Annotated in this window: 21 protein-coding genes and 1 tRNA gene; 13 read left to right on the top strand and 9 right to left on the bottom strand. The window is 71.8% G+C overall.

All coding sequences use genetic code 11. The features are described from left to right. Window positions 1–159 precede the first annotated feature (159 nt). Together AQJ58_RS10940 and AQJ58_RS10935 are read left to right on the top strand one after the other, a co-directional pair. On the top strand, window positions 160–2,103 hold the full coding sequence (locus AQJ58_RS10940) for a tetratricopeptide repeat protein (protein WP_199844565.1): 1,944 nt from the start codon (window positions 160–162) through the stop codon (window positions 2,101–2,103). Window positions 2,104–2,201: 98 nt separating this feature from the next. Then, a tRNA-Met gene (locus tag AQJ58_RS10935) sits at window positions 2,202–2,275 on the top strand. A 117-nt stretch (window positions 2,276–2,392) separates the two neighbouring features. Here the strand turns inward: AQJ58_RS10935 and AQJ58_RS10930 are convergent. From AQJ58_RS10930 to hisN, 3 genes are all read right to left on the bottom strand, one after another. Continuing rightward, window positions 2,393–2,809: a Fur family transcriptional regulator gene (locus AQJ58_RS10930; RefSeq protein WP_067248122.1), complete on the bottom strand. Its 417-nt coding sequence runs from the start codon at window positions 2,807–2,809 to the stop codon at window positions 2,393–2,395. A 129-nt stretch (window positions 2,810–2,938) separates the two neighbouring features. Further along, window positions 2,939–3,328: a CBS domain-containing protein gene (locus tag AQJ58_RS10925; protein WP_067249627.1), complete on the bottom strand. Its 390-nt coding sequence runs from the start codon at window positions 3,326–3,328 to the stop codon at window positions 2,939–2,941. A gap of 202 nt (window positions 3,329–3,530) precedes the next feature. Then, window positions 3,531–4,322 (bottom strand): histidinol-phosphatase, encoded by a 792-nt coding sequence (hisN, locus tag AQJ58_RS10920; RefSeq protein ID WP_067248120.1) that lies wholly within the window; start codon window positions 4,320–4,322, stop codon window positions 3,531–3,533. 555 nt (window positions 4,323–4,877) lie between these two features. Here hisN and AQJ58_RS10915 point away from each other — a divergent pair. Then, a complete protein-coding gene (locus AQJ58_RS10915; RefSeq protein ID WP_067248118.1) occupies window positions 4,878–5,480 on the top strand; it encodes a TetR/AcrR family transcriptional regulator in 603 nt (200 codons plus the stop codon). Between the two features lie 27 nt (window positions 5,481–5,507). Here the strand turns inward: AQJ58_RS10915 and AQJ58_RS10910 are convergent, their stop codons facing one another. From AQJ58_RS10910 to AQJ58_RS10895, 4 genes are all read right to left on the bottom strand, one after another. After that, entirely contained in the window at window positions 5,508–5,831 is a 324-nt protein-coding gene (locus tag AQJ58_RS10910) for a DMT family transporter (protein WP_067248115.1), read from the bottom strand. 95 nt (window positions 5,832–5,926) lie between these two features. Further along, window positions 5,927–6,937, bottom strand: a complete 1,011-nt coding sequence (gene rsgA / locus AQJ58_RS10905) for a ribosome small subunit-dependent GTPase A (RefSeq protein ID WP_067248112.1) — start codon at window positions 6,935–6,937, stop codon at window positions 5,927–5,929. 18 nt (window positions 6,938–6,955) lie between these two features. Beyond that, window positions 6,956–8,263: a 3-phosphoshikimate 1-carboxyvinyltransferase gene (aroA, locus tag AQJ58_RS10900; protein WP_067248109.1), complete on the bottom strand. Its 1,308-nt coding sequence runs from the start codon at window positions 8,261–8,263 to the stop codon at window positions 6,956–6,958. Window positions 8,264–8,384: 121 nt separating this feature from the next. Next, window positions 8,385–9,107, bottom strand: a complete 723-nt coding sequence (locus tag AQJ58_RS10895; protein ID WP_067248105.1) for a M50 family metallopeptidase — start codon at window positions 9,105–9,107, stop codon at window positions 8,385–8,387. Between the two features lie 50 nt (window positions 9,108–9,157). Between AQJ58_RS10895 and AQJ58_RS10890 the strand changes: the two genes are divergently transcribed. The 10 genes from AQJ58_RS10890 to AQJ58_RS10845 all read left to right on the top strand — a co-directional run bounded on the left by AQJ58_RS10890 (window position 9,158) and on the right by AQJ58_RS10845 (window position 19,185). After that, window positions 9,158–9,973: an SOS response-associated peptidase gene (locus tag AQJ58_RS10890; RefSeq protein WP_067248102.1), complete on the top strand. Its 816-nt coding sequence runs from the start codon at window positions 9,158–9,160 to the stop codon at window positions 9,971–9,973. A gap of 10 nt (window positions 9,974–9,983) precedes the next feature. Further along, window positions 9,984–10,622 carry an alpha/beta hydrolase family protein gene (locus AQJ58_RS10885; protein ID WP_079078916.1) on the top strand — a complete coding sequence of 213 codons (639 nt, stop codon included), beginning with the start codon at window positions 9,984–9,986 and terminating at the stop codon, window positions 10,620–10,622. Between the two features lie 92 nt (window positions 10,623–10,714). Next, window positions 10,715–11,569 (top strand): sigma-70 family RNA polymerase sigma factor, encoded by an 855-nt coding sequence (locus tag AQJ58_RS10880; protein WP_079078855.1) that lies wholly within the window; start codon window positions 10,715–10,717, stop codon window positions 11,567–11,569. Continuing rightward, window positions 11,566–11,904, top strand: a complete 339-nt coding sequence (gene rsrA / locus AQJ58_RS10875) for a mycothiol system anti-sigma-R factor (RefSeq protein ID WP_067248093.1) — start codon at window positions 11,566–11,568, stop codon at window positions 11,902–11,904. Before AQJ58_RS10880 ends, rsrA begins: the two co-directional genes overlap by 4 nt. A 127-nt stretch (window positions 11,905–12,031) precedes the next feature. Next, window positions 12,032–13,342: an HD-GYP domain-containing protein gene (locus tag AQJ58_RS10870; protein ID WP_067248092.1), complete on the top strand. Its 1,311-nt coding sequence runs from the start codon at window positions 12,032–12,034 to the stop codon at window positions 13,340–13,342. Next, entirely contained in the window at window positions 13,339–14,562 is a 1,224-nt protein-coding gene (locus AQJ58_RS10865) for an HD-GYP domain-containing protein (RefSeq protein ID WP_067248089.1), read from the top strand. The genes AQJ58_RS10870 and AQJ58_RS10865 overlap by 4 nt, the downstream gene beginning before the upstream one ends. 105 nt (window positions 14,563–14,667) lie before the next feature. Next, a complete protein-coding gene (locus AQJ58_RS10860) occupies window positions 14,668–15,648 on the top strand; it encodes a tetratricopeptide repeat protein (RefSeq protein ID WP_067248086.1) in 981 nt (326 codons plus the stop codon). Window positions 15,649–15,796: 148 nt separating this feature from the next. After that, entirely contained in the window at window positions 15,797–16,447 is a 651-nt protein-coding gene (gene def / locus AQJ58_RS10855; protein WP_067248083.1) for a peptide deformylase, read from the top strand. Window positions 16,448–16,756: 309 nt separating this feature from the next. Next, on the top strand, window positions 16,757–17,818 hold the full coding sequence (cyc1, locus tag AQJ58_RS10850; RefSeq protein ID WP_079078914.1) for an epi-isozizaene synthase: 1,062 nt from the start codon (window positions 16,757–16,759) through the stop codon (window positions 17,816–17,818). Continuing rightward, on the top strand, window positions 17,815–19,185 hold the full coding sequence (locus AQJ58_RS10845; RefSeq protein ID WP_067248078.1) for a bifunctional albaflavenone monooxygenase/terpene synthase: 1,371 nt from the start codon (window positions 17,815–17,817) through the stop codon (window positions 19,183–19,185). Before cyc1 ends, AQJ58_RS10845 begins: the two co-directional genes overlap by 4 nt. A gap of 322 nt (window positions 19,186–19,507) precedes the next feature. Here AQJ58_RS10845 and AQJ58_RS10840 read toward each other — a convergent pair whose 3' ends face one another. Further along, on the bottom strand, window positions 19,508–20,518 hold the full coding sequence (locus AQJ58_RS10840) for a ribonucleotide-diphosphate reductase subunit beta (protein WP_067248075.1): 1,011 nt from the start codon (window positions 20,516–20,518) through the stop codon (window positions 19,508–19,510). Next, on the bottom strand, window positions 20,518–22,887 hold the full coding sequence (locus AQJ58_RS10835) for a ribonucleoside-diphosphate reductase subunit alpha (protein WP_067248072.1): 2,370 nt from the start codon (window positions 22,885–22,887) through the stop codon (window positions 20,518–20,520). The genes AQJ58_RS10840 and AQJ58_RS10835 overlap by 1 nt, the downstream gene beginning before the upstream one ends. Window positions 22,888–22,923: the final 36 nt, after the last annotated feature.

Genomic DNA, 22,923 nt, shown 5'->3' with positions numbered 1-22,923 from the left:
TGCGAATGCATGTGCCGCAGTTCGACTTCGTCGCGCCGCTGTGGGGAGTTGGGCCGACTGTGTTTGACTTGTCTCTCTGTGGGCATGTCGACAAAACGCTGAAGTGACCTCACGGGCTGCGGTATACACAGGTGTACCCGGGTTGCAGGTGGTGCGACGATGGACGTTATGGGGGACAAGGCAACTCTGTTCGAGACAGGGCGATTTGTGCAGCCTTCCGGTGAGGAAGCGACCCCGGACGAGCGCCGGGACCAGACGGCGGACGGCGTCGAGACGGTGGAGACGCTAGAGACGGACGAGACGGTAGAGACGGAAGAAACAGCCGAGACGGGGGTGACGGTCGAGACGGGGGAGGCCGTCGAGGAGATGAGGCTGCGGCTCGCCGCCGCGGCCGGCGACGCCGAGGCGACCAGCGTCCTCGGCGCCATGCTGCTGCGCCGCGGCGACCTGGACGGGGCCGAGCCGCATCTGCGCGCCGCCACCGCGGCCGGGGACCGGGCCGCCGCCAACAACCTGGGCGTCCTGCTGCACCAGCGCGGGTACGCCGACGAGGCCGCCGGATGGTGGCGGGTCGCCGCCGTCGCCGGCTCCGCCGCCGCCGCGCACGCGCTCGGGCGCCACTGCCGTGAATGCGGTGACGAGCCCGCCGCCGAGTACTGGCTGCGCCAGTCCGCCGAGCAGGGCCACGCCCTCGGCGCCTACGCACTCGCCGACCTGCTGGAACACCGCGGGGACAGCGGGGCCGAGCGGTGGATGCGGGCCGCCGCCGAGCGTGGTCACCGGGAGGCGGCGTACCGGCTCGCGCGGGCCCTGGACCGCCGGGACCCCCGCTTCGCCGAGGGCGAGTCGGCGGACCCGGGAGGCGCCGGCAGGGACGGTGACGCCGGGACCGCAGGCCACTCGGAGGCCGAGCAGTGGTACCGGCAGGCCGCCGCGCGCGGACACCGGCGGGCCGCCCTGCACCTCGGGGCGATCCTGGAGCGCAAGGGCGAGCTGAAGGAGGCCGGGCGCTGGTACCTGACCGCCGCCAAGGACGGCGAGGCACGGGCCGCCTGCGCCCTCGGGTTCCTGCTGCGGGACGCCGGCGACACCGAGAACGCCGCGATCTGGTGGCTGCGGGCCGCCCAGGACGGCGACGGCAATGCCGCCAACGCGCTGGGCGCCCTGCACGCCGAGCGCGGGCAGACCCAGACCGCCGAGCGCTGGTACCGGGCCGCCATGGACGCGGGTGACGACAACGGCGCCTACAACCTCGCCCTGCTCTGCGCCGAGCAGGGCCGCACCGCCCAGGCCGAGCAGTGGTACCGGCGCGCGGCCTACGCCGGGCACCGGGAGGCCGCCAACGCGCTGGCCGTGCTGCTGCTCCGGGGTGGCGACACGGCCGGTTCCGAGCCCTGGTTCTCCAAGGCGGCGGAGGCGGGCAGCGTCGACGCCGCGTTCAACCTCGGGATCCTCTTCGCCGGACGCGGCGAGGACACGGTCGCGCTGCGCTGGTACGAGCGGGCGGCCGCCGCCGGGCACACCGAGGCGGCGCTCCAGGTGGGCATCGCCCGGCTGCGCGAGGGCGACGAGCAGGAGGCCGAACGGCATCTGCGGTGTGCCGCGGGCGGGGGCAGCGCGGAGGCGGCGTACCGGCTGGCCGCCGTGCTGGACGCGCGCCGGCCGCCGCAGCCCGCGCACGAGCTCGGGGAGATCGCGCACGAGAAGACCGAGTGCGAGGAGTGGTACGAGCGGGCGGCCGAGCAGGGGCACCGGCGCGCCCAGGTCAGGGTCGGCATGCTCGCCGCGGCACGGGGGGACGTGGTCGGGGCGGCGCGGTGGTACCGGGAGGCCGCCGAGGCCGGGTCGCGCAACGGCGCCTTCAACCTCGGGCTGCTGCTCGCGCGCGAGGGGAGCGAGCCGGAGGCGGTCGTGTGGTGGACGCGGGCGGCCGACGACGGGCACGGTCGGGCGGCGTTGCGGCTCGCCCTGGTCTACGCGCGTCGGGGGGAGCTCGCGGAAGGGCAGCGGTGGGCCGACCGGGCGGTGTCGCTCGGACCGGGGGAGGTGGCGCAGCGGGCGGCGCGGCTCCGCGACGCGCTGCGGCAGGAACTGTCGGCCTGAGGTGCCCGTCCCAGGGGGTTCGCCCCCTGGGGCACACCCGGCCTCCGCCAACTGATTTGCCTCCGGCCTCCCCCTTCACGTAACGTTGCATTCACCGACGCGGGGTGGAGCAGCTCGGTAGCTCGCTGGGCTCATAACCCAGAGGTCGCAGGTTCAAATCCTGTCCCCGCTACTGAAGGCCGAGGGCCGGAATCCGACAGGATTCCGGCCCTCGGTCGTGATGTCAGACGATCTGGTCGGCCTGCATGGTCGGCCTTCTTGGCTGGTCGCCCCGGTGCGGACCGGCGGCTCAGGCCGCCGCGCAGCTCGGGCAGAGGCCGCGGTACGTCACCTCGACGTCCGAGACCGTGAAGCCGAAGCGCTCGGAGTCGGGGAGGTCGGACAGCGGGTTGCCGGTCGGGTGGACGTCGCGGATGGCGCCGCAGCGCGCGCAGACCAGGTGCTGGTGCGGGCGGTGGGCGTTCGGGTCGTACCGCTTGGCGCGCCGGTCGGTCGCGACCTCGAGCACCTCGCCGAGGGAGACCAGCTCACCGAGCGTGTTGTAGACGGTCGCCCGGGAGATCTCGGGCAGCTTGGCCACGGCCCTGGCGTGCACTTCGTCGGCCGTCAGATGGACGTGCTCACCGTCGAGCACCTCGGCCACGACGCGTCGCTGTGCGGTCATCCGCCATCCGCGTCCACGCAGCCGGTCCAGAAGGTCACTCATGCGCACCAGCCTAACAGCAGGAGGAACAGTTCCCGATCGGGTGTTGTTTTGGAGCTGACCCTGACTTAGACAGTGTCCATGATCGGATCGGGACTGTCCACGGCGCGCCCGTCGGACCCGGCGGCGCGCTCAGGCGGGGACGCGCCGGCGCGCCGGGACCCAGCAGCGGATGATGTCCCGGACCGAGACGATCCCGGCCGGTTCTCCCCCGTCGAGGACGATCAGATGGCGGAAGCCGCCGTGGGCCATCGCCTGGGCCGCCTCCTCCAGAGTCCAGTCCGGGGCGGCGAAGACCACGTTGTTGGTGGTGTGGGCGTCGGTGCGTTCCGTGTCCGGGTCCTGGCCCAGGCCCACGGAGTTCAGGATGTCCCGTTCCGTGAGGATGCCCATGCCGGCGTCGGGGTCGAGGACGAGTGCGGCGCCGACGCGGCGGGCGGACATCAGGGCGGCGGCCTGGCGGAGGGTATGGGCGGGGCCGATGGTGAGGACCACCGTGCTCATGGCGTCTCGGACGAACACGGGGGCGAGCATGGGGGTGAGCATGGGATGGAGCCACCTCCTACCGGAATCAGTGCCTCATGCGGACGGGTACCCGAACGTGCGCTGATTCACAAGTTCACAAGTGGGGGAATCCTCAGAGTCTCAGGTAAAGCGGGGGTCAACAAGGGGGCGCGCGCGACCAAGTGAGGGCGCACGCGCTCACATGTGCCGGTCGGGAGTGTCAGCCGAGATACCCCAGCAGCTCGTCGTGGAGCAGACCGTTGGACGCGGCCCCGTTGCCGCTGTGCGGGCCCGGGCGGCCGTCGAGGCCGGTGAAGGTGCCGCCGGCCTCCGTCACGACGATGGCGGTGGCCGCCATGTCCCACAGGGACAGCTCCGGCTCGGCGCACAGGTCGACCGAGCCCTCGGCGACCATCATGTAGGGCCAGAAATCGCCGTACGCGCGCGTGCGCCACACCTCGCGGGTCAGGTCCAGGAAGCCGTGCAGCTTGCCGCGCTCCTCCCAGCCGGTCAGCGAGGAGTACGCGAAGGAGGCGTCGGACAGCTTCGCGACCTTGGAGACGCGCAGCCGGGTCGCGGAGGAGAGACTGCGGCCGCTGAAGGCGCCGTGCCCCTTCGCGGCCCACCACCGGCGGCCCAGCGCCGGAGCGGAGACGACGCCGACCACCGGGTGGTAGCCGCCCTCGCCCGCCTCCATCAGCGCGATCAGGGTCGCCCACACCGGCACCCCGCGCACATAGTTCTTGGTCCCGTCGATCGGGTCGATCACCCAGCGGCGCGGGCCGGTGCCCTCCAGGCCGTACTCCTCGCCGAGGATCGCGTCCCGGGGGCGGGCGCGCTGGAGCTGACCGCGGATCAGTTCCTCGGCGGCCTTGTCGGCCTCGCTCACCGGGGTCATGTCCGGTTTGGTCTCGACCTTGAGGTCGAGGGCCTTGAAACGGTCCATGGTGGCGGCGTCGGCGGCGTCCGCGAGGACGTGCGCGAGGCGGAGATCGTCGAGGTAGTCCGGCATGGGACGAACGGTATCCGGCCGGATCGGGCGAGGCCACAGGGGACCACGCACCGGACGTGCGGGGATGGGTTGTGTGGGGACGGGCAGTGTGGGGGCAAGGCGTGCGAGGACGGGCCGTGTGGGGACGGGCCGTGTGGGGACGGGGCGTGCGGGGACGGGGCGTGTGGGGACGGGCCGTGCGGGGACCGGTCGCGCAGAGACGGGTCGCGCGGGGACTCGTCGCGCGGGGACGGGCCATGCGTGGGCAAGGCGTGCGGAGACCGGCCGTGCGGGGATTGGCCGTGCGGAGACCGGCCGTGCGGGGATTGGCCGTGCGGAGACCGGCCGTGCGGGGATTGGCCGTGCGGAGACCGGCCGTGCAGGGATTGGCCGTGCAGGGACCGGCCGCGCGGGGACGGGGCGTGCGGAGACTGGCCATGCGGAGACCGGCCGTGCGGGACCGGCCATGCAGGACCGGCCGGGGCCGTCGGTCGGTCTTCGCCGTGGCCGCGCACCCTTGACAGTGCTCCCGTGCGCGTCAACCCTGGCAGCATCCGCTCGCCCCGGGAGGCGATGATGCCTGCAGCGCGGGAATCCCTGCTGGACGCCGCCTACGCGGCACTCGCCCTGCGGCCCTGGTCCGCGGTGCGGATGGTGGACGTGGCGGCGACCGCCGCGGTGTCCCGGCAGACGCTGTACAACGAGTTCGGCAGCAAGGAAGGGCTGGCCAGAGCCCTGGTGCGGCGGGAGGCCGACGCCTACCTCGCCGGGATCGACCGGGCGCTGGCCGGGCCCGGCGACGCCCGCGAACGGCTGGTCGGCGCCGCCGGCTGGACCTTCACGGCCGCCCGGGACAACCCGCTCCTGCGCGCCCTGCTCACCGGCTGCTGGAGCGAGCGGCTGCCCTCGCCGACGCTCTCGGCGGTGCCGTCCTCCTCCGCCGTCCCGGCGCAGCGGCGCGCGGACGGGCCGCTGCCGTCGCCGGGCGACCTCATCGGTGGCGTACGGGACCGGGCCGTCGCCGTGCTCGGCGGCCCCGGCGCGGCCCGCGCGGACGCCGCCGACCTGGCCCGCTCCTGCGAACTCGCCGTACGGCTCGCCCTGTCCTGCGTGGCGGCCCCGCCGGCCGGGGAGAACGGGGTGACCGACCTGGTACGGACGGCACTCCAGCGGTCGTAGACGGGACGGCGGCCGATCGGTCGCGGGTCAGTGCGCCGAGCCCGACAGCTGGAGCCCGATCACCCCGGCGATCACCAGGCTGATCGAGACGATCTTCAGGATGGACACCAGGTCGCCGAGGAAGACCATGCCGTAGATCGCGGTGCCCGCCGCGCCGATGCCCGTCCACACCGCGTACGCCGGGCCGACGTCGAGCTTCTTCAGAGAGAGCGTCAGCAGACCGAAGCTGCCGAGGGCGAAGGCGCAGAAGGCGATGGTGGGCCAGAGCCGGGTGAAGCCGTGGGACAGCTTCAGGCACACGGCGAAACCGGTCTCGAGCAGTCCCGCGACGATGACCAGCAGCCACGCCATGTGCTGTCCTCCCGTTTGTCCGCTCGTGCGCCCGCGGTCCGGCTCGGTGCGATTATGCACTGACCGGACTCACGTCCTGACAAACACCGCGGAGGTCAGTCGCCCTCCGTGCGCTCCCGGGTCGCCAGCAGCCGGCGCAGCGAGTACAGCCGCGCGGGGTCCGCGTGTCCCTCGGCCACCCACGCGTCCAGCGCGCAGTCCGGCTCGTCGTGACTGCACGCGCGCGGGCAGCCCTCGGTGCCCGGCTCCAGATCGGGGAAGGCGTGGATCACCCGGGACGGATCGATGTGCGCGAGCCCGAACGACCGGACGCCCGGAGTGTCGATCACCCAGTCCCCGGTGCCCGCCAGGGGCAGCGCCAGCGCCGAGGTCGTGGTGTGACGGCCACGTCCGGTCACCGCGTTGACATGCCCGGTCACCCGGCGGCGCTCCTCGGGGACCAGCGCGTTGACGAGGGTGGTCTTGCCGACGCCCGAGTGCCCGACGAACGCCGTGATCCGCCCTTCCAGATGCTCGCGCACCCGGTCCGCCGCGCCGCCGTTCTCCAGTTCCTCACGGCTGGTGACCACGTACGGGATGTCCAGGTCGCCGTACAGTTCCAGCAGCTTGTCCGGCGGGGCCAGGTCCGACTTCGTCATCACCAGCAGCGGGGTGAGGCCGCCGTCGTAGGCCGCGACCAGACAGCGGTCGATCAGCCGGGGCCGGGGTTCCGGGTCGGCGAGGGCCGTGACGACGGCGAGCTGGTCGGCGTTGGCGACCACCACCCGCTCGAACGGGTCGTCGTCGTCCGCGGTGCGGCGCAGCACCGAGGCGCGCTCCTCGATGCGGACGATCCGGGCGAGGGTGTCCTTCGCGCCGGACAGATCGCCGACCAGGGCGACCCGGTCACCCACGACCGCCGCCTTGCGGCCCAGCTCACGGGCCTTCATCGCGACGACGGTCCGGTCCTCGACCAGACAGGTCAGCCGGCCTCGGTCGACGGTGAGGACCATGCCCTCGGCGGCGTCCTCGTGCTTGGGACGGATGTGTGTACGAGGCCGGTTGCCCTTGCGGTTCGGGCGGGAGCGGATGTCGTCCTCGTCGGTGTGCTTGCCGTAGCGGCGCATGCCTGTTTCCCGCCGTCCCTATTCCCCGAGCATCCCGGTCCACAACCCGGGGAAGTCGGGCAGGGTCTTCGCCGTCGTCGCCACGTTCTCGATCTGCACACCCGCCACGGCCAGCCCGATGATCGCACCGGCGGTCGCCATACGGTGGTCGTCGTACGTACGGAAGGTCCCGCCGTGCAGCGGGCGCGGGCGGATGTGCAGCCCGTCGGCCGTCTCGGCGACGTCCCCGCCCAGCTCGTTGATCTCCTTGGTGAGCGCGGCCAGCCGGTCCGTCTCGTGCAGCCGCAGATGGGCCACGCCCCGCAGGGTGGACGGGGAGTCCGCGAGCGCGGCGACCGCCGCGATGCCCGGGGTCAGCTCGCCGACGTCCCCCAGGTCGACGTCGACGCCGTGGATCGCGCCCGAGCCGGTGAAGACCAGACCGTACTCCGTCAGCTCGCAGGAGCCGCCCATCTCGGTGAAGATCTCCCGCAGCCGGTCACCCGGCTGGGTGGTCCGCGCCGGCCAGTCCGGGATCAGCACCCGGCCGCCCGTCACCAGCGCCGCCGCCAGGAACGGCTGAGCGTTCGACAGGTCCGGCTCGATCGTCAGGTCCCGGCCGAGCAGTGCCCCCGGCGTGACCCGCCAGACGTTCGGCTCGCCGCCCGACTCCGGGGTGTCCACCTGGGCGCCGACCGCGCGCAGCATGTCCACCGTCATCCGGATGTGCGGCATCGAGGGGAGCGTCGAGCCGGTGTGCCGGACTTCGACGCCCTGGTTGAAGCGGGGGGCCGACAGCAGCAGCGCCGACACGAACTGCGAGGACGAGGAGGCGTCGATCTCCACCGCGCCGCCGTCCAGCGCGCCCGAGCCGTGCACCGTCAGCGGCAGCGCGCCCCGGCCGTCGTCGTCGATCCGGGCGCCGAGGACGCGCAGCGCGTCGATGACACCGTGCAGGGGGCGCTCGTACGCGCGCGGGTCGCCGTCGAACCGGACGGCGCCGTCGGCGAGGGCGGCGACCGGGGGGAGGAAGCGCATGACCGTGCCCGCGTTGCCGACGTCCACGGTGGCCGGGCCGCGCAGGCCCGCGGGGAGCACGCGCCAGGCCTCGCCGGTGCCGTCCGGGCCCACGCCCTCCTCGATCTCGATGCCCATCGCGCGCAGGGCCTCGGCCATCAGCAGCGTGTCGCGGGAGCGGAGGGGGCGGCGCAGCCAGCCGGGCTCGGAGGCGAGGGCGGCGAGGACGAGGGCTCGGTTGGTGACGGACTTGGACCCCGGCACGTGCACCGTCGCGTCGACGGCTTCGCTCGCGGTGGGGGCGGGCCAGAGGGCCGGGGTTCTGGGCATGCGTTCACTTTAGTGCCGGTGGATGGGTGCGGCGCCGCCGTGGCCTCTCGCGCCCCCGCGGGGAGCCGCAAGGCGGCACAGCCCCGCGCCCCGGAGGATGCGCCCCGCGGGCCGCATCCCCTCACATCTCCAGCAGCCAGCGGCCCCCGCCCATCAGCGCGCACAGCGACACGACATGGAACAGGAACAGCCACAGGCCCGCCGGTACGTGCGTCAGGCGCGACAACTGGTCCGCGTCCGAGTCGCCCGCGCCGCCGCGCCTGCGCTTGACCTGGAGTTCGAAGGCCGGGCGTACGCCGCCCAGGAGCAGGAACCACACCACCGCGTAGGCGAACGCGGCCTGGATCTGGGGGCCCGCCAGCCAGGAGACCAGAAGGAAGGTGCCGCCGGTCAGGACGACCGTGAGGGCGCCGTAGGCGTTGCGGATCATCACCAGCATCGCGACCAGCAGGGCCGTCGCCAGCCAGAGGAGCAGGGTGATCCGGCCGGCGCCGAGGAGGGCCGCGCCGCCGAGGCCGAGCAGCGGGGGAGCGGTGTAGCCGGCGGCGGCGGTGAGGATCATGCCGAGGCCGTGGGGCTTGCCGCGGCTCACCGTGAGACCGCTGGTGTCGGAGTGCAGCCGTATCCCGGTCAGCCGGCGGCCCGTCAACAGCGCGACCAGGCCGTGACCGCCCTCGTGGGCGATCGTGATCGCGTTGCGGGATATCCGCCACAGACTGTGCGGGACGACGACCGCGAGGGCCGCGACCGCCGTCGCGATCACCACCCACAGATCGGGGTCGGGCTGGGTGCCGACGAGACGGTCCCACAGGTCGGGCAGCGCTAGGGCGGCGATGCTCTCCATGGTCGGCGGTGACTCCCTCTCGTCGGGTCGAGTCTGGCAGTGTGGCACGTATGTGCGGACGGTATGCAGCGAGTCGCAGGCCCGAGGATCTCGCGGGGGTCTTCGACATCGAGAAGTGGGAGCCCGAGGAGACCCTCGGACCCGACTACAACGTGGCGCCGACCAAGGAGGTCTACGCCGTCCTCGACCGTCCGGTGAAAGACGCCGAGGACCCGCGTCCGGTTCGGCAGCTGCGCAAGCTGAAGTGGGGACTCGTGCCCTCCTGGGCCACGTCGCCCGAGGGCGGGGCCCGGATGATCAACGCGCGCGCCGAGACGGTCCACGAGAAGCCGTCGTACCGCCGCGCCTTCACCTCACGCCGCTGCATCCTGCCCGCCGACGGCTACTACGAGTGGGTCACCGCCAAGGAGGAGCGCGACCTGGAGGTCGAGGGGAGGAGGAAGCGGCCGCGCAAGCAGCCGTACTTCGTGCTCCCGGCCGACGGCTCGGTGTTCGCGATGGCCGGGCTGTACGAGTTCTGGCGGGACCGGACCCTGCCCGACGACCATCCGCAGGCCTGGTGGGTGACCTGCTCGGTGATCACCACCGAGGCCGAGACCACCCCGCTCGCCGTGGCCCCGGCCGAGGGCCCTCACGCGCTCGCCGAGATCCACCCCCGGATGCCTCTGATGCTCACCCCGGACCGCTGGGACTCCTGGCTGGACCCGGCCCGCACCGACCCCGAGCACCTGCGGTCCCTGCTGGAGCCCCCGCCGCCCGGGCTGATGCGGGCCTACCCGGTGTCCACGGCCGTCAGCAACGTCCGCAACAACAGCCCGGAGCTGCTGAAGGAGCTGGAGGGCCCCGAGGAGGGCACACTCTTCTGACGTGAGCACCGTGAGCACAGCGACCACCGAACTCGTCCCCACCGACGCCGGCGACGCCCGCATCACCTGGCACCCGGCGAAGCGGCCCCGGCTCGTCCTCGCCGTCAGTCACGGCGCGGGCGGCGGCATCGAGGCGCGCGACCTCGTGGCCCTCGCCGCCGTGCTCCCCGCGCACGGCGTCACCGTCGCCCTCGTCGAGCAGCCCTGGCGGGTGGCCGGCAAGAAGGTGGCGCCCGCGCCCGGGACCCTGGACACCGGCTGGCGCGGGATCTGGCCCGCGGTCGCGAGGCCCGGCCTCCCGGTGGTCTCCGGCGGCCGCAGCGCCGGTGCGCGCGTGGCCTGCCGTACGGCGGTGGAGCTCGGGGCCCACGCGGTCCTCGCGCTGAGCTTCCCGCTGCACCCGCCGGGCAGGCCGGAGAAGTCCCGCGCCGCGGAACTGCTGGGCTCCGGCGTCCCCACGCTCGTCGTCCAGGGCGGCAACGACACGTTCGGACGGCCCGAGGAGTTCCCCGGGGGGACGTACGAGATGGTCGAGGTGCCGTACGCCGACCACGGCCTCGCCGTGCCCAAGCGGGCGGACATCGGTCAGGAGGAGGCCGTGGGGATCGTCACGGACGCGGTCGTGAAGTGGACCGGGTCACTGGGGTAAAGGTTCGGGAATGTTGTGCGGAGGGTCGCTGTTGAGGCGGACAGAAGTGCTGAACAGGCAGCACCGATGTCGTGGGAGAGGAAGTCCGCCGCATGGGTTCGACCATCTGCCCGAGCCGTTCCGGCCGCACCGACCTGGACTGGACGGTGCTGCACGCGGCCACCACCACTCCTTTTGGAGCGGCGGCAGGCACGGGTAGTCGTCTATCCTCCGATTCGAGTGGGACCGGATTCGGTCCCGTCCGGAATCTTGAGGAGGTGGGTCCGGTCACCGGTACCGACGCAGGGACCGACAACGGCCAGGCGGAGCTGCCCGAGGGCCAGGGCCTGGGCACGAGCAGCGAGTCGTCCGCGGAGCGCAGCGCGCGCTTCGAGCGGGACGCGCTCGACTACCTCGACCAGATGTACTCGGCCGCGCTGCGCATGACGCGCAACCCGGCGGACGCCGAGGACCTGGTGCAGGAGACGTACGCGAAGGCGTACGCGTCCTTCCACCAGTTCCGTGAGGGCACCAACCTCAAGGCCTGGCTCTACCGGATCCTCACCAACACCTTCATCAACTCGTACCGCAAGAAGCAGCGCGAGCCCCAGCGCAGCGCGGCCGAGGAGATCGAGGACTGGCAGCTCGCCCGTGCCGAGTCGCACATGTCGACCGGTCTGCGTTCCGCCGAGTCGCAGGCGCTGGACCACCTGCCCGACTCGGACGTGAAAGAGGCACTTCAGGCCATTCCCGAGGAGTTCCGCATCGCCGTGTACCTCGCGGACGTCGAGGGCTTTGCCTACAAGGAGATCGCGGACATCATGGGGACACCCATCGGTACGGTGATGTCCCGGCTGCACCGGGGCCGCCGTCAACTGCGCGGCATGCTCGAGGACTACGCCCGTGAGCGCGGGCTGGTCCCGGCCGGTGCCGGGGACTCGAACGAAGCGAAAGGCTCGGGCTCATGAGCTGCGGAGAGCCGCACGAGACGGACTGCAGTGAGGTACTCGATCATCTCTACGAGTTCCTCGACAGCGAGATGCCGGACGTCGATCGCGACAAGTTCAAGCAGCACTTCACCGAGTGCTCCCCGTGCCTGGAGAAGTACGGACTCGAAGAGGCCGTGAAGAAACTGGTCAAGCGGTGCTGCGGGCACGACGACGTACCGACCGACCTGCGCGCCAAGGTCCTGGGACGGCTCGATCTGATCCGTTCCGGGCAGGCCGTGCCCGAGCACGACGTCACGGCGGCGCCCGTCACACCGGTCTCGCGGGTCTCCCCGGTCTCTCCGCAGGAGTCCTGACCGCGTCCGTCTTCACCCGAATGTGCTAATCCGCGGGTGATACGCCCGCCGAGCCACCCCACGCCACCCTAGGCTCCGAAGCCCGGACCCCTGACGGAGCCCGGACGGGCATGGCTGGGGAGGCGTCATGGAGGGAGTACCGGCGCGGGCGCGCGGTTACGTCGCCGGTGCCGCCCTCGCCGCCCTGCTCTGTCTGTCCCCGCTCACCACCGCCCCGGGCACGCCCTGGTGGGCCGTGGGACTGCTCGCCGCGCTGTACGCGGCGGGTGAGCAGATCGCCCGGCGCCGGTTCGCCGGGACCTTCTCCCCCGTGCTGCTCGCCGGGGCCTTCCTCCTGCCGGCGCCCGCCGCCGCGCTCGTACCGCTCCCCGGGGCCCTGTGCTCGTACGTCGACAAGGGCCCCTTCCTGCTCCGCCGCGTCTGGCGGGCCGCCCAGTCGTGTCTCGCCGTCTGGGCCGCCGCGCAGGTCCACGGCGCTCTGGGCGGGCCGACGGCCGTGGCGGGCTCCGACGTCCCCTGCGTGCTGCTGCCCGCGGGCGCGGCCGTCCTCGTCCACTGCGCCGTGCTCGCCGCCCTCGACGGCGGGATGCTCGCGCTCGCCGAGGGCCTCCCGGCGACCAAGGTCGTCCACGGCCTGTTCCTGCGCTCGCTCGCGCCCCTCGCCGTGCACGGACTCGCCGGGGTGATGATGGCCGTGCTCTGGCGCAGCCCCTACGGGCCGGTGGCCGCGCTGCTGGTGCTGTTCCCGATGGCCGTCTCCTGGTGGGTGTTCGCCCAGTACCACCGGGAGCGCGCCGCGCACCGGGCGACGATCCGCGCGCTCGTCCAGGCCGTCGACATCAAGGACGGCTACACCCGGGGCCACAGCGAACGCGTCGGACAGGCCTCCGTGATGATCGCGCGCGAACTGGGCATGGACGAGCGCCGGGTGGAGGTCATCCGGTTCGCCGGCATCCTGCACGACGTGGGCAAGCTCGGCGTGCCCACCCGGCTGCTGCGCAAGGACGGGCCGCTGACGCCCGAGGAACGGCGTGTGATCGAACTGCATCCGGAGTACGGCCACGAGATCACCCGGGGGATCTCCTTCCTCGGCGAGGCCCGCTCGGCGATCCTCCACCACCACGAGCGGATCGACGGCAGCGGCTACCCCTACGGGCTGGCGGGCCGTCAGATCCCGGAGCCCGCACGGGTGGTGGCCGTCGCCGACGCCTTCGACGCGATGACCTCCACCCGCAGCTACAGCCGCGCCCGGCCGGTCGAGGTCGCCCTGGCGGAGCTCCAGCGGTGCGCCGGGACCCAGTTCGACCCCCGCATGGTCACGGCCCTGGTCCGGGTGATCGGCCGCGAGGGCTGGCACCCCAGGGTGACCGCGGACGAACCCGGGCCCACGCTCCCCGCCCCCGCCGCGGCCCCGGAGCGTCCGGGGGTGACCCGATGACCGCGCGCCGCCCGCTGCACACCGCGGCCGCGCTGCTCACCGTCGGCTCCCTCCTCGTCACCTTCCGCACCGGCGTCGAGGAGGGGGCCGTCGCGCTGGCCTTCGGGGCGCTGGTCGCCGTGGGGGAGGTGATGAGCGGCCCCGGACTGCGCGAGGCCGCGCCGCTCGGCGCCGCCGCGGGACTGTCGTACGCCCTGCTCGGGGAGCACGCCGGACACCCCGGCCACCACGGGGTCGCCCAGGTCGTGTCGGTGGTCGCCGCCGCCTCCCTGCTGGGCAGCGTGCCGCATCTCGCCCGCGGCCAGGGCCCCGTCCTCGACCATCTGGTCCGCCGGGTCCTGGCCGTCGGCTTCGCGGCCGTCTGCTTCCAGCCGCTCTACAACACAGGGGCCTTCGACCACTTGCGGGGCCCGCTCTACGCCCTCGTCCTGCTCTCCCTGCTCGTCCTGACCGTGCTCTGCGACGCCGTGATCGCCGCCGCGCTCGCGCACTCCCGCACCGGCTGGCCGTTCCCCCCGCTGCTCCGCGACGAGCTGCGGGCGGTGCCCGGGATCGGCTCGGCGGTGTGCGCGACCGGCGCGGTGACGGCGCTCGCGGTCGCCGTCGTCGGGCTGTGGGCGCTGCCCGTGTTCTCGGTGCCGCTGCTGCTGACCCAGCTGTCCCTGCGCCGGTTCGCCGCGGTCCGCGCCACCAACCGGCAGACCATCGTCTCCCTCGCCCGCGCCACCGAGATCGCCGGCTACACCCCGGCCGGGCACGCCCGCCGGGTCGCCGCCCTCAGCCAGGCCGTGGGCCGGGACCTCGGGCTGCCGGAGGCGGAGCTGACCGTCCTGGAGTACGCGGCCCTCATGCACGACATCGGTCAGCTCAGCCTGGTCGACCCGGTCCCGGCCGGCGCCACCTGCGGCCTTCCCGCGGCCGAGCAGCGCCGGATCGCGCTTCTGGGCGGGGCCGTCGTCCGCCAGACCGGGGCGGGTGCCCAGGTCGCGGCGGTCGTCGAGCGGCAGGCCGACCCCTATCCCGAGCAGCCGCCGGCCGCCCGCATCGTCCGGGTGGTGAACGCCTACGAGGAGAAGGTGCAGGGAACCGGGCCGGGCGGCCCCCTCGCCGCCCTGGAGGAACTGCGTCTGGGCACCGGCGGGGAGTATGCCCCGGAGGTCGTCGAGGCGCTGGCCAGGGTGCTGTGCCGCGACTGTCTGACCCTGCCCGGGGGTGGGTAACCCATGGGTAATGAGCGCCCTCCCAGCCGCACGTGGTTGGATGCGAGGGAGAGAGTGTCCGGGGGCACTGGCCAGCCCACTGAACGGAACTGGCAGGCGGGAATCGTGAGGATCTTCGGCAAGGGACGGCACCGGCCCTCCGCTTCCTGGCGGCAGGCCACGGACCGCGCGTTCACGCTCATCGGCGACGGACGCTACGAGGACGCGGGCGCACTGCTGACACGTGCCGCCGACCTGGAGCCCTGGCTGTCGGAGTCCTGGTTCAACCTCGCCCTGCTGCACAAGTTCCGGCACGACTGGGAACAGGCCCGTACCGCCGGCCTGCGGGCCGTCGCGCTGCTGGACCGAGAAACCGGCGCACCCGACTGGTGGAACGTCGGTATCGCCGCCACCGCGCTCCAGGACTGGCCGCTGGCCCGCCGTGCCTGGCAGGCGTACGGGCTGCACGTGCCCGGCAGCGGCATCGGTTCCGGCGAGCCCGTCGGGATGGAGCTGGGCAGCGCCGCCGTACGGCTGTCCCCGGAGGGGGAGGCCGAGGTGGTGTGGGGGCGGCGGCTGGACCCCGCCCGGATGGAGGTGCTGTCGATCCCGCTGCCGTCGTCCGGGCGGCGCTGGGGCGAGGTCGTCCTGCACGACGGCGTGCCGCACGGCGAGCGGACCACGGCCGCCGGGCACTCCTACCCCGTCTTCGACGAGATCGAGCTGTGGGCGCCGTCGCCCGTGCCGACCTGGGTCGTCCTGCTGGAGGCGGCGACGGAGGCGGACCGGGACGCGCTGGAGCAGCTGGCCGCGGACGCCGGGTTCGCCGCGGAGGACTGGTCGTCGTCGGTGCGTCTGCTGTGCCGGATGTGCTCGGAGTCACGGATGCCGTCGGACGAGGGCGACGGGGAGCACCTGGATCCGCATGATCACAGTGAGCCGGGACATCCGGGGCCGCTGGGGCATCGCACGGACGGGCAGTTGTGGGTGCCGGAGCGGGAGTGCGGGGTGGCCGCGCCGGCCGGGCTGGTGCGGGGGTTGCTGGACGGCTGGGTCGCCGACAGCCCTGATTCCAGGGATTGGCGGGATCTGGAAGAGGTGTGCTGAGGTCGTTCTTCGGCTGCGGCTCCGTCGTGGCTGGTCGCGCCCCCCGGAGGAGCCGCATACCGAAACCGCCCCGCGCCCCTGAAGGGCGCGTCCACGTACCCTGTATCCGCAACATCACCCCTGGTTTTTGAGGAAGGCATCGTCGGTCATGGCGCAGCAGGACACCGATCAGCAGCACGCGGGCGTGCTCCCCGTGGACGACGAGGGCTTCGTCATCGACGTCGAGGACACCGAGGAGCGGGAACAGGCGTACCGGGAGCGCGGTACCTCGCGGCCCATCACCGTCGTCGGGAACCCGGTGCTGCACAAGGAGTGCAAGGACGTCACCGTGTTCGACGACGAGCTGCGGCAGCTGGTCGACGACATGTTCGCCTCGCAGCGCACCGCCGAGGGCGTGGGCCTGGCGGCCAACCAGATCGGTGTCGACCTGAAGGTCTTCGTCTACGACTGCCCCGACGACGAGGGCGCCCGGCACGTCGGGGTCGTCTGCAACCCCAAGCTGGTCGAACTGCCCGCCGACCGGCGCCGGCTGGACGACAGCAACGAGGGCTGTCTGTCCGTTCCCACGGCCTACGCGCCGCTCGCCCGGCCCGACTACGCCGAGGTGACCGGGCAGGACGAGCGGGGCAACCCGATCAAGGTGCGGGGCACCGGGTACTTCGCTCGGTGTTTGCAGCACGAGACCGATCACCTCTACGGGTACCTGTACATCGACCGGCTGTCCAAGCGTGAACGCAAGGACGCCCTGCGGCAGATGGCCGAGAACGAACCCCGTTACCCCGTGGTCGCCAACGGCTGAACCACGCCACCTCGCCCACGACGCCCGGCCCGGAACCTCCCGGCCGGGCGTCGTTCGTATGCCCGACCCATGTTCGATCGCTTATGCACATCCGCTGATCCATTACCAGTCACCGTAGGGTGGAATCTCAGTGGGTCGAGGTAGTGAATGAAGCAAATCCGTTCCCATAGCGGTCACTTGTGGTGCTGAATGGGAAGCGCGGGATACGCAACGGCGCGCGCCCGGCACGGCGGGAGGGGCGTGTTGCCCACTGGCGGCTGAGAGGGGTTGTTCGTGCCAGCTTTCCCATACAGCACCACATACCGCACCATGGTGAGGGTGGCCGCACCAACGGTTCCGCCCTCGCTCTCTCTTCCGGTCATCGAGGCGGCCTTTCCCCGGCATCTGCATCCGTATTGGCCCCGGTTGCAGGAGAAGACCCGCTCCTGGCTGCTGGAAAAAGGCCTCATGCCGGCGGACAAGGTCGCAGAATATGCCGACGGACTGTGCTACACGGATCTGATGGCGGGCTACTACCTGGGTGCCTCCGAGGAGGTTCTCCAGGCCATAGCCGACTACAGCGCATGGTTCTTCGTCTGGGACGACCGGCACGACCGCGACGTCGTCCACGGACGTACCGCGCAGTGGCGCCGGCTCAGGTTCCGGTTGCACGCGGCGCTGGACGCCCCGGCGGCCCACCTGCGCCATCCCGACCCGCTGGTGGCCGGGCTCGCGGACAGCGCGGGCCGTTTGTTCGCGTTCCTTCCCGGCACCTGGAACGCGCGGTTCAGGCGCCACTTCCACGCCGTGATCGAGGCGTACCACCGGGAATTCCGCAATCGTCTCCAGGGGCGGGTCCCCCCGGTCGACGAATATCTGGCGCTGCGCCGGCTCACCTTTGCGCACTGGATCTGGACCGACCTCTTGGAGCTGAGTGCCGGATGCGAACTGCCGGACGCGGTAAGGAAACACCCTTCCTTTCGAAAGGCGGCCCTGCTGAGCCAGGAGTTCGCCGCCTGGTACAACGACCTCTGCTCGCTCCCCAAGGAAATAGCGGGCGATGAGGTGCACAATCTCGGAATCAGCCTCATCACCCACGAGGGGCTGACTCTCGAAGAAGCGGTGGACGAAGTACGACGGCGCGTCGAGGAATGCATATCCGGATTCATCGACGTCGAGAAGGACGTCTTACGGCTGGCCGACCGGCTCGCCGACGGGACGGTCCACGGAAAAGAACTCGGTGCCGCCGTACGGGCCTGCCTCGCGAACATGCGGAACTGGTTCAGTTCCGTCTACTGGTTCCACCACGAGTCCGGCCGGTACACGGTCGACAGCTGGGACGACCGGTCCACGCCCCCGTACGTCAACAACGAAGCGGCAGGTGAGAAATGACCGTCGAATCGGTGAAACCCGAGTCCTCCGGGGCCACGGCACCGCAGGAACCACCCCTGGCCGGCGGCGGGGTCCCGCTCCTCGGCCACGGCTGGAGGCTGGCCCGCGGCCCACTGGCCTTCCTCGAACAGCTGCGCGACCACGGGGACGTGGTCCGCCTCCGGCTCGGCCCCAAGACGGTGTACGCCGTCACCGCGCCCGAACTCACCGGGGAACTGGCCCTCAGCCCGGACTACATCATCTCCGGACCACTGTGGGAGTCCCTGGAGAGCCTGCTCGGCAAGGAGGGCGTGGCCACCGCCAACGGCCCGCTCCACCGACGCCAGCGACGCACCATCCAGCCCGCGTTCCGGCTCGACGCCCTCCCCGCCTACGGGCCGGTCATGGAGGAGGAGGCGTACGCGCTCGTCGAACGCTGGAGCCGCGGTGAGGTCCTCGACGCCACCGCCGAGGGCTTCCGGGTGTCGGTGCGCATCTCCGCCCGCTGTCTGATGCGCGGCACCTACATGGACAGCCGGTCCGAGCGCATCACCTCCGCGCTCGCCACCCTGTTCGCCGGGATGTACCAGCGCATGGTGCTCCCCCTCGGACCCCTTTATCGGCTACCGATTCCGGCCAACCGCGAATTCAACCGCGCACTGGCCGATCTCCACCGGCTGGTCGACGAGATCATCGCCGAGCGGCGGGCATCCGGTCAAAAGCCGGACGATTTGCTGACGGCTTTGCTGGAGGCCGAGGACGAGAATGGCGATCCCATCGGGGAACAGGAGATCCACGACCAGGTCGTGGCGATACTGACCCCGGGCAGCGAAACCGCCGGTTCCGTGGTCATGTCGCTGCTCCACGTCCTCACCGAGCATCCGGATCAAGTGGACAAGATCCGCGCCGAGGTGAAAAAAGTCGTCGGTGACCGGCGGGTCGCATTCGACGACGTCCGAAAGCTCCGGCACACGGCCAATGTGGTGGTCGAGACCATGCGGCTGTATCCCGCCGTATGGATATTGACCCGGCGCGCGGTGACCGACACCAGGCTCGGCGGATACCGCATTCCGGCCGGTGCGGACATCGTCTACAGCCCGTACGCGATCCAGCGCGATCCGCGTTCGTTCGCACGGAACGAGGAGTTCGATCCCGACCGCTGGCTGCCCGGTCACTCCGCCGCGGTGCCGAAGTACGCCATGTCGCCGTTCGGCGTCGGCAACCGGAAGTGCCCGAGCGACCACTTCTCGATGGCCGCACTGACCCTGATCACCGCGGTGGCGGCGAGCGCGTTCCGCTTCGAGCCCGCGCCCGGCTCCGACCACCGCACGCACATAGGCATCACGCTCCGCCCGCGCCGACTGCGGGTGCGGGCGCTGCCGGGGTGAGAGCGCGCGGGGGCCCGCCGCCCCCGGAAGGTCCGCCGACAGCCTCTCCTGACCGAAGGACAAGGGGAGGACCATGCGAAGAGCGGTAGGGGCCGCGGCAGTTGGAGCCGCGGCCCTCGTGCTGGTGGCGGCCACGGGGGCGCACGCCGAGGGCAAGGCGAAGGACGGCGACTACTGGATCTCCGACCACATCGCCGAGTACAAGGTCAAGCGCGCCTCCGGCCTCACCACGGTCATCAGGAGGTCGGGCTCCAGTACAAGAACGCCGGCACCGCCCACCACAGTGAGGCGACCTGAGGCGACCCCCGAAGCGAGCCGAGGGTCAGAAGTCCTCGTCCAGGTCGACCGTGCCCTCCACGGCCACCTGGTACGCCGACGGACGCCGCTCGAAGAAGTTGGTCAGCTCCTGGACGCCCTGGAGCTCCATGAAGGAGAACGGGTTCTCCGAGCCGTACACCGGGGCGAAGCCCAGCCGCGTGAGGCGCTGGTCGGCGACGCACTCCAGGTACTGCCGCATCGAGTCGGTGTTCATGCCCGGCAGTCCGTCGCCGCACAGGTCCCGCGCGAACTGGAGCTCCGCCTCGACGGCCTCCCGGAGCATGTCCGTGACCTGCTGCCGGAGCTGCTCGTCGAACAGCTCCGGCTCCTCCTTGCGGACCGTGTCGACGATGTCGAACGCGAAGCTCATGTGCATGGTCTCGTCGCGGAACACCCAGTTGGTGCCGGTGGCGAGACCGTGCAGCAGACCCCGGCTGCGGAACCAGTAGACGTAGGCGAAGGCGCCGTAGAAGAACAGGCCCTCGATGCACGCGGCGAAGCAGATCAGGTTCAGCAGGAAGCGGCGGCGGTCGGCCTGCGACTCCAGGCGGTCGATCTTCTCGACCTCGTCGATCCACTTGAAGCAGAACTCCGCCTTCTCGCGGATCGACGGGATGTTCTCGACCGCCGCGAAGGCGGCCGCCCGGTCGTCCGGGTCGGGCAGATAGGTGTCCAGCAGCGTCAGATAGAACTGGACGTGGACGGCCTCCTCGAAGAGCTGCCGGCTCAGGTACAGGCGCGCCTCGGGGGAGTTGATGTGCTTGTACAGCGTCAGCACCAGGTTGTTCGCCACGATCGAGTCGCCCGTCGCGAAGAAGGCGACCAGCCGGCCGATCAGGTGCTGCTCCATCGGGGACAGCTTGGCGAGGTCGGCGACGTCCGAGTGGAGGTCGACCTCCTCCACGGTCCAGGTGTTCTTGATGGCGTCCCGGTAGCGCTCGTAGAAGTCGGGGTAGCGCATGGGGCGCAGCGTCAGCTCGAAGCCGGGGTCGAGCAGGTTCTTGTTGCTGGGCATTACTGGCAGGCCTCGCAGGACTCGGGGTTCTCGAGGGAGCAGGCGACGGCGTCGGGGTCGGCCGTCTGCTGCACCGGGATGGTGGTCGGCGTCTGCGCCTGGGCGGCCCGGGCGATCCGGGTCGCCGGACGCGAACGCAGGTAGTACGTCGTCTTCAGGCCCGACTTCCAGGCGTACGCGTACATCGAGGAGAGCTTGCCGATGGTCGGCGTCTCCAGGAACAGGTTCAGCGACTGCGACTGGTCCAGGTACGGGGTGCGGGCCGCGGCCATGTCGATCAGGCCGCGCTGCGGGATCTCCCACGCCGTCCGGTACAGGGCCCGTACGTCCGCCGGGATCCACGCGAAGTCCTGCACCGAGCCGTTGGACTCGCGCAGCGCCTCCCGGGTACGCGCGTCCCACACGCCCAGCTCCTTGAGGTCCTGTACGAGGTACGAGTTGACCTGGAGGAACTCACCGGAGAGCGTCTCGCGCTTGAACAGGTTGGACACCTGCGGCTCGATGCACTCGTAGACGCCCGCGATGGAGGCGATGGTGGCGGTCGGCGCGATGGCGAGGAGCAGGCTGTTGCGCAGGCCCGTCGTCGCGATCCGCGCGCGCAGCGCCGCCCAGCGCTCCGGCCAGGTGAACTCCACGCCGTAGTGGTCGGGGTGCAGCACGCCCTGCGCGGTACGGGTCTTCTCCCAGGCCGGCAGCGGGCCGCTGCGCTCGGCGAGGCCGGCGGAGGCCTCGTACGCGGCGAGCATGATCCGCTCGGCGATCCGCGTCGACAGCGCACGCGCCTCGGCGGAGTCGAACGGAAGCCGCAGCTTGAAGAAGACGTCCTGCAGACCCATCGCGCCCAGGCCCACCGGACGCCACCTGGCGTTGGACCGGCCCGCCTGCTCGGTCGGGTAGAAGTTGATGTCGACGACCCGGTCCAGGAAGGTGACGGCGGTGCGGACGGTGGCGTCCAGCCGCTCCCAGTCGAGATCGGCGGTCGCCGGGTCGACGAACGCGCCGAGGTTCACCGAACCCAGGTTGCAGACCGCGGTCTCGCCGTCGTCCGTGACCTCCAGGATCTCCGTGCAGAGGTTGGAGGAGTGGACGACATGGCCCGGCAGCGCCGTCTGGTTGGCGGTGCGGTTGGCCGCGTCCTTGAAGGTCATCCAGCCGTTGCCGGTCTGCGCGAGGGTCCGCATCATCCGGCCGTACAGATCACGGGCCGGGATGGTCTTCTTCGCGAGCCCGGCCGCCTCCGCCTTGCGGTACGCGGCGTCGAACTCCTCGCCCCACAGGTCGACCAGCTCGGGCACGTCGGCGGGGGAGAACAGCGACCACTGGCCGTCGGCGTTCACCCGGCGCATGAACTCGTCCGGGATCCAGTGCGCCAGGTTCAGGTTGTGCGTACGGCGGGCGTCCTCACCGGTGTTGTCGCGCAGCTCCAGGAACTCCTCGATGTCGGAGTGCCAGGTCTCCAGGTAGACCGCGGCCGCGCCCTTGCGCCGCCCGCCCTGGTTCACGGCGGCGACGGAGGCGTCCAGGGTCTTCAGGAACGGCACGATGCCGTTGGAGTGCCCGTTGGTGCCGCGGATCAGCGAACCGCGCGAGCGGATGCGGGAGTACGACAGCCCGATGCCGCCGGCGTGCTTGGACAGCCGGGCCACCTGGTGGTAGCGGTCGTAGATCGAGTCCAGCTCGTCCAGCGGGGAGTCGAGGAGGTAGCAGGACGACATCTGGGGGTGCCGGGTGCCGGAGTTGAAGAGCGTGGGGGAGGAGGGCAGGTAGTCGAGCCGGCTCATGAGCCCGTAGAGCGCGGCGACCTCGTCCACGGAGCGGGCCGTGTCGTCCTCGGCGAGACCGCTCGCGACACGCAGCAGGAAGTGCTGCGGCGTCTCGACGACCTTCCGGGTGAGGGGGTGGCGCAGCAGGTAGCGGCTGTGCAGCGTGCGGAGCCCGAAGTAGCCGAAGCGGTCGTCGGCGGCCGGGTCGATCAGCGCGTCCAGCCGGTCCGCGTGCAGCCGTACGAACGCGGCGGTGCGGTCGGCGACGAGCCCCTCGCGGTGGCCGACGGCGACGGACCCGGTGAAGGACGTGACGCCCTGGGAGGCGGCCTCGGCGGCGATGGAGACCGTCAGCAGCCGGGCGGCCAGCTTCGAGTAGGCGGGGTCCTCGGAGATCAGGCCGGCGGCCGCCTCCGTGGCCAGCTCGCGCAGCTCCGTCTCGTCCGCCCGCGCCGAGCGGCCGCGCAGCGCGGCGGCGGCGACCCGACCGGGGTCGGCGTCGGGGAGGTCGGCGGTCAGCTCGGTCAGGGTCCGCAGCAGCGCGGCACCGGGACCGTCGAAGTCCGGCTGGATCGCTGAGGCCGGATCGGCTGGCGCGATGGTCACGTGGGGCTCTCCCTCGCTCGGCAGGGGGCCTCGCGG

The sequence above is a fragment of the Streptomyces sp. DSM 15324 genome (genome assembly GCF_001514285.1).
Taxonomy (GTDB): Bacteria; Actinomycetota; Actinomycetes; order Streptomycetales; family Streptomycetaceae; genus Streptomyces.
Note: the sequence above shows the minus strand (reverse complement) of the source record. Positions and strands in the feature narration are given on the sequence as shown.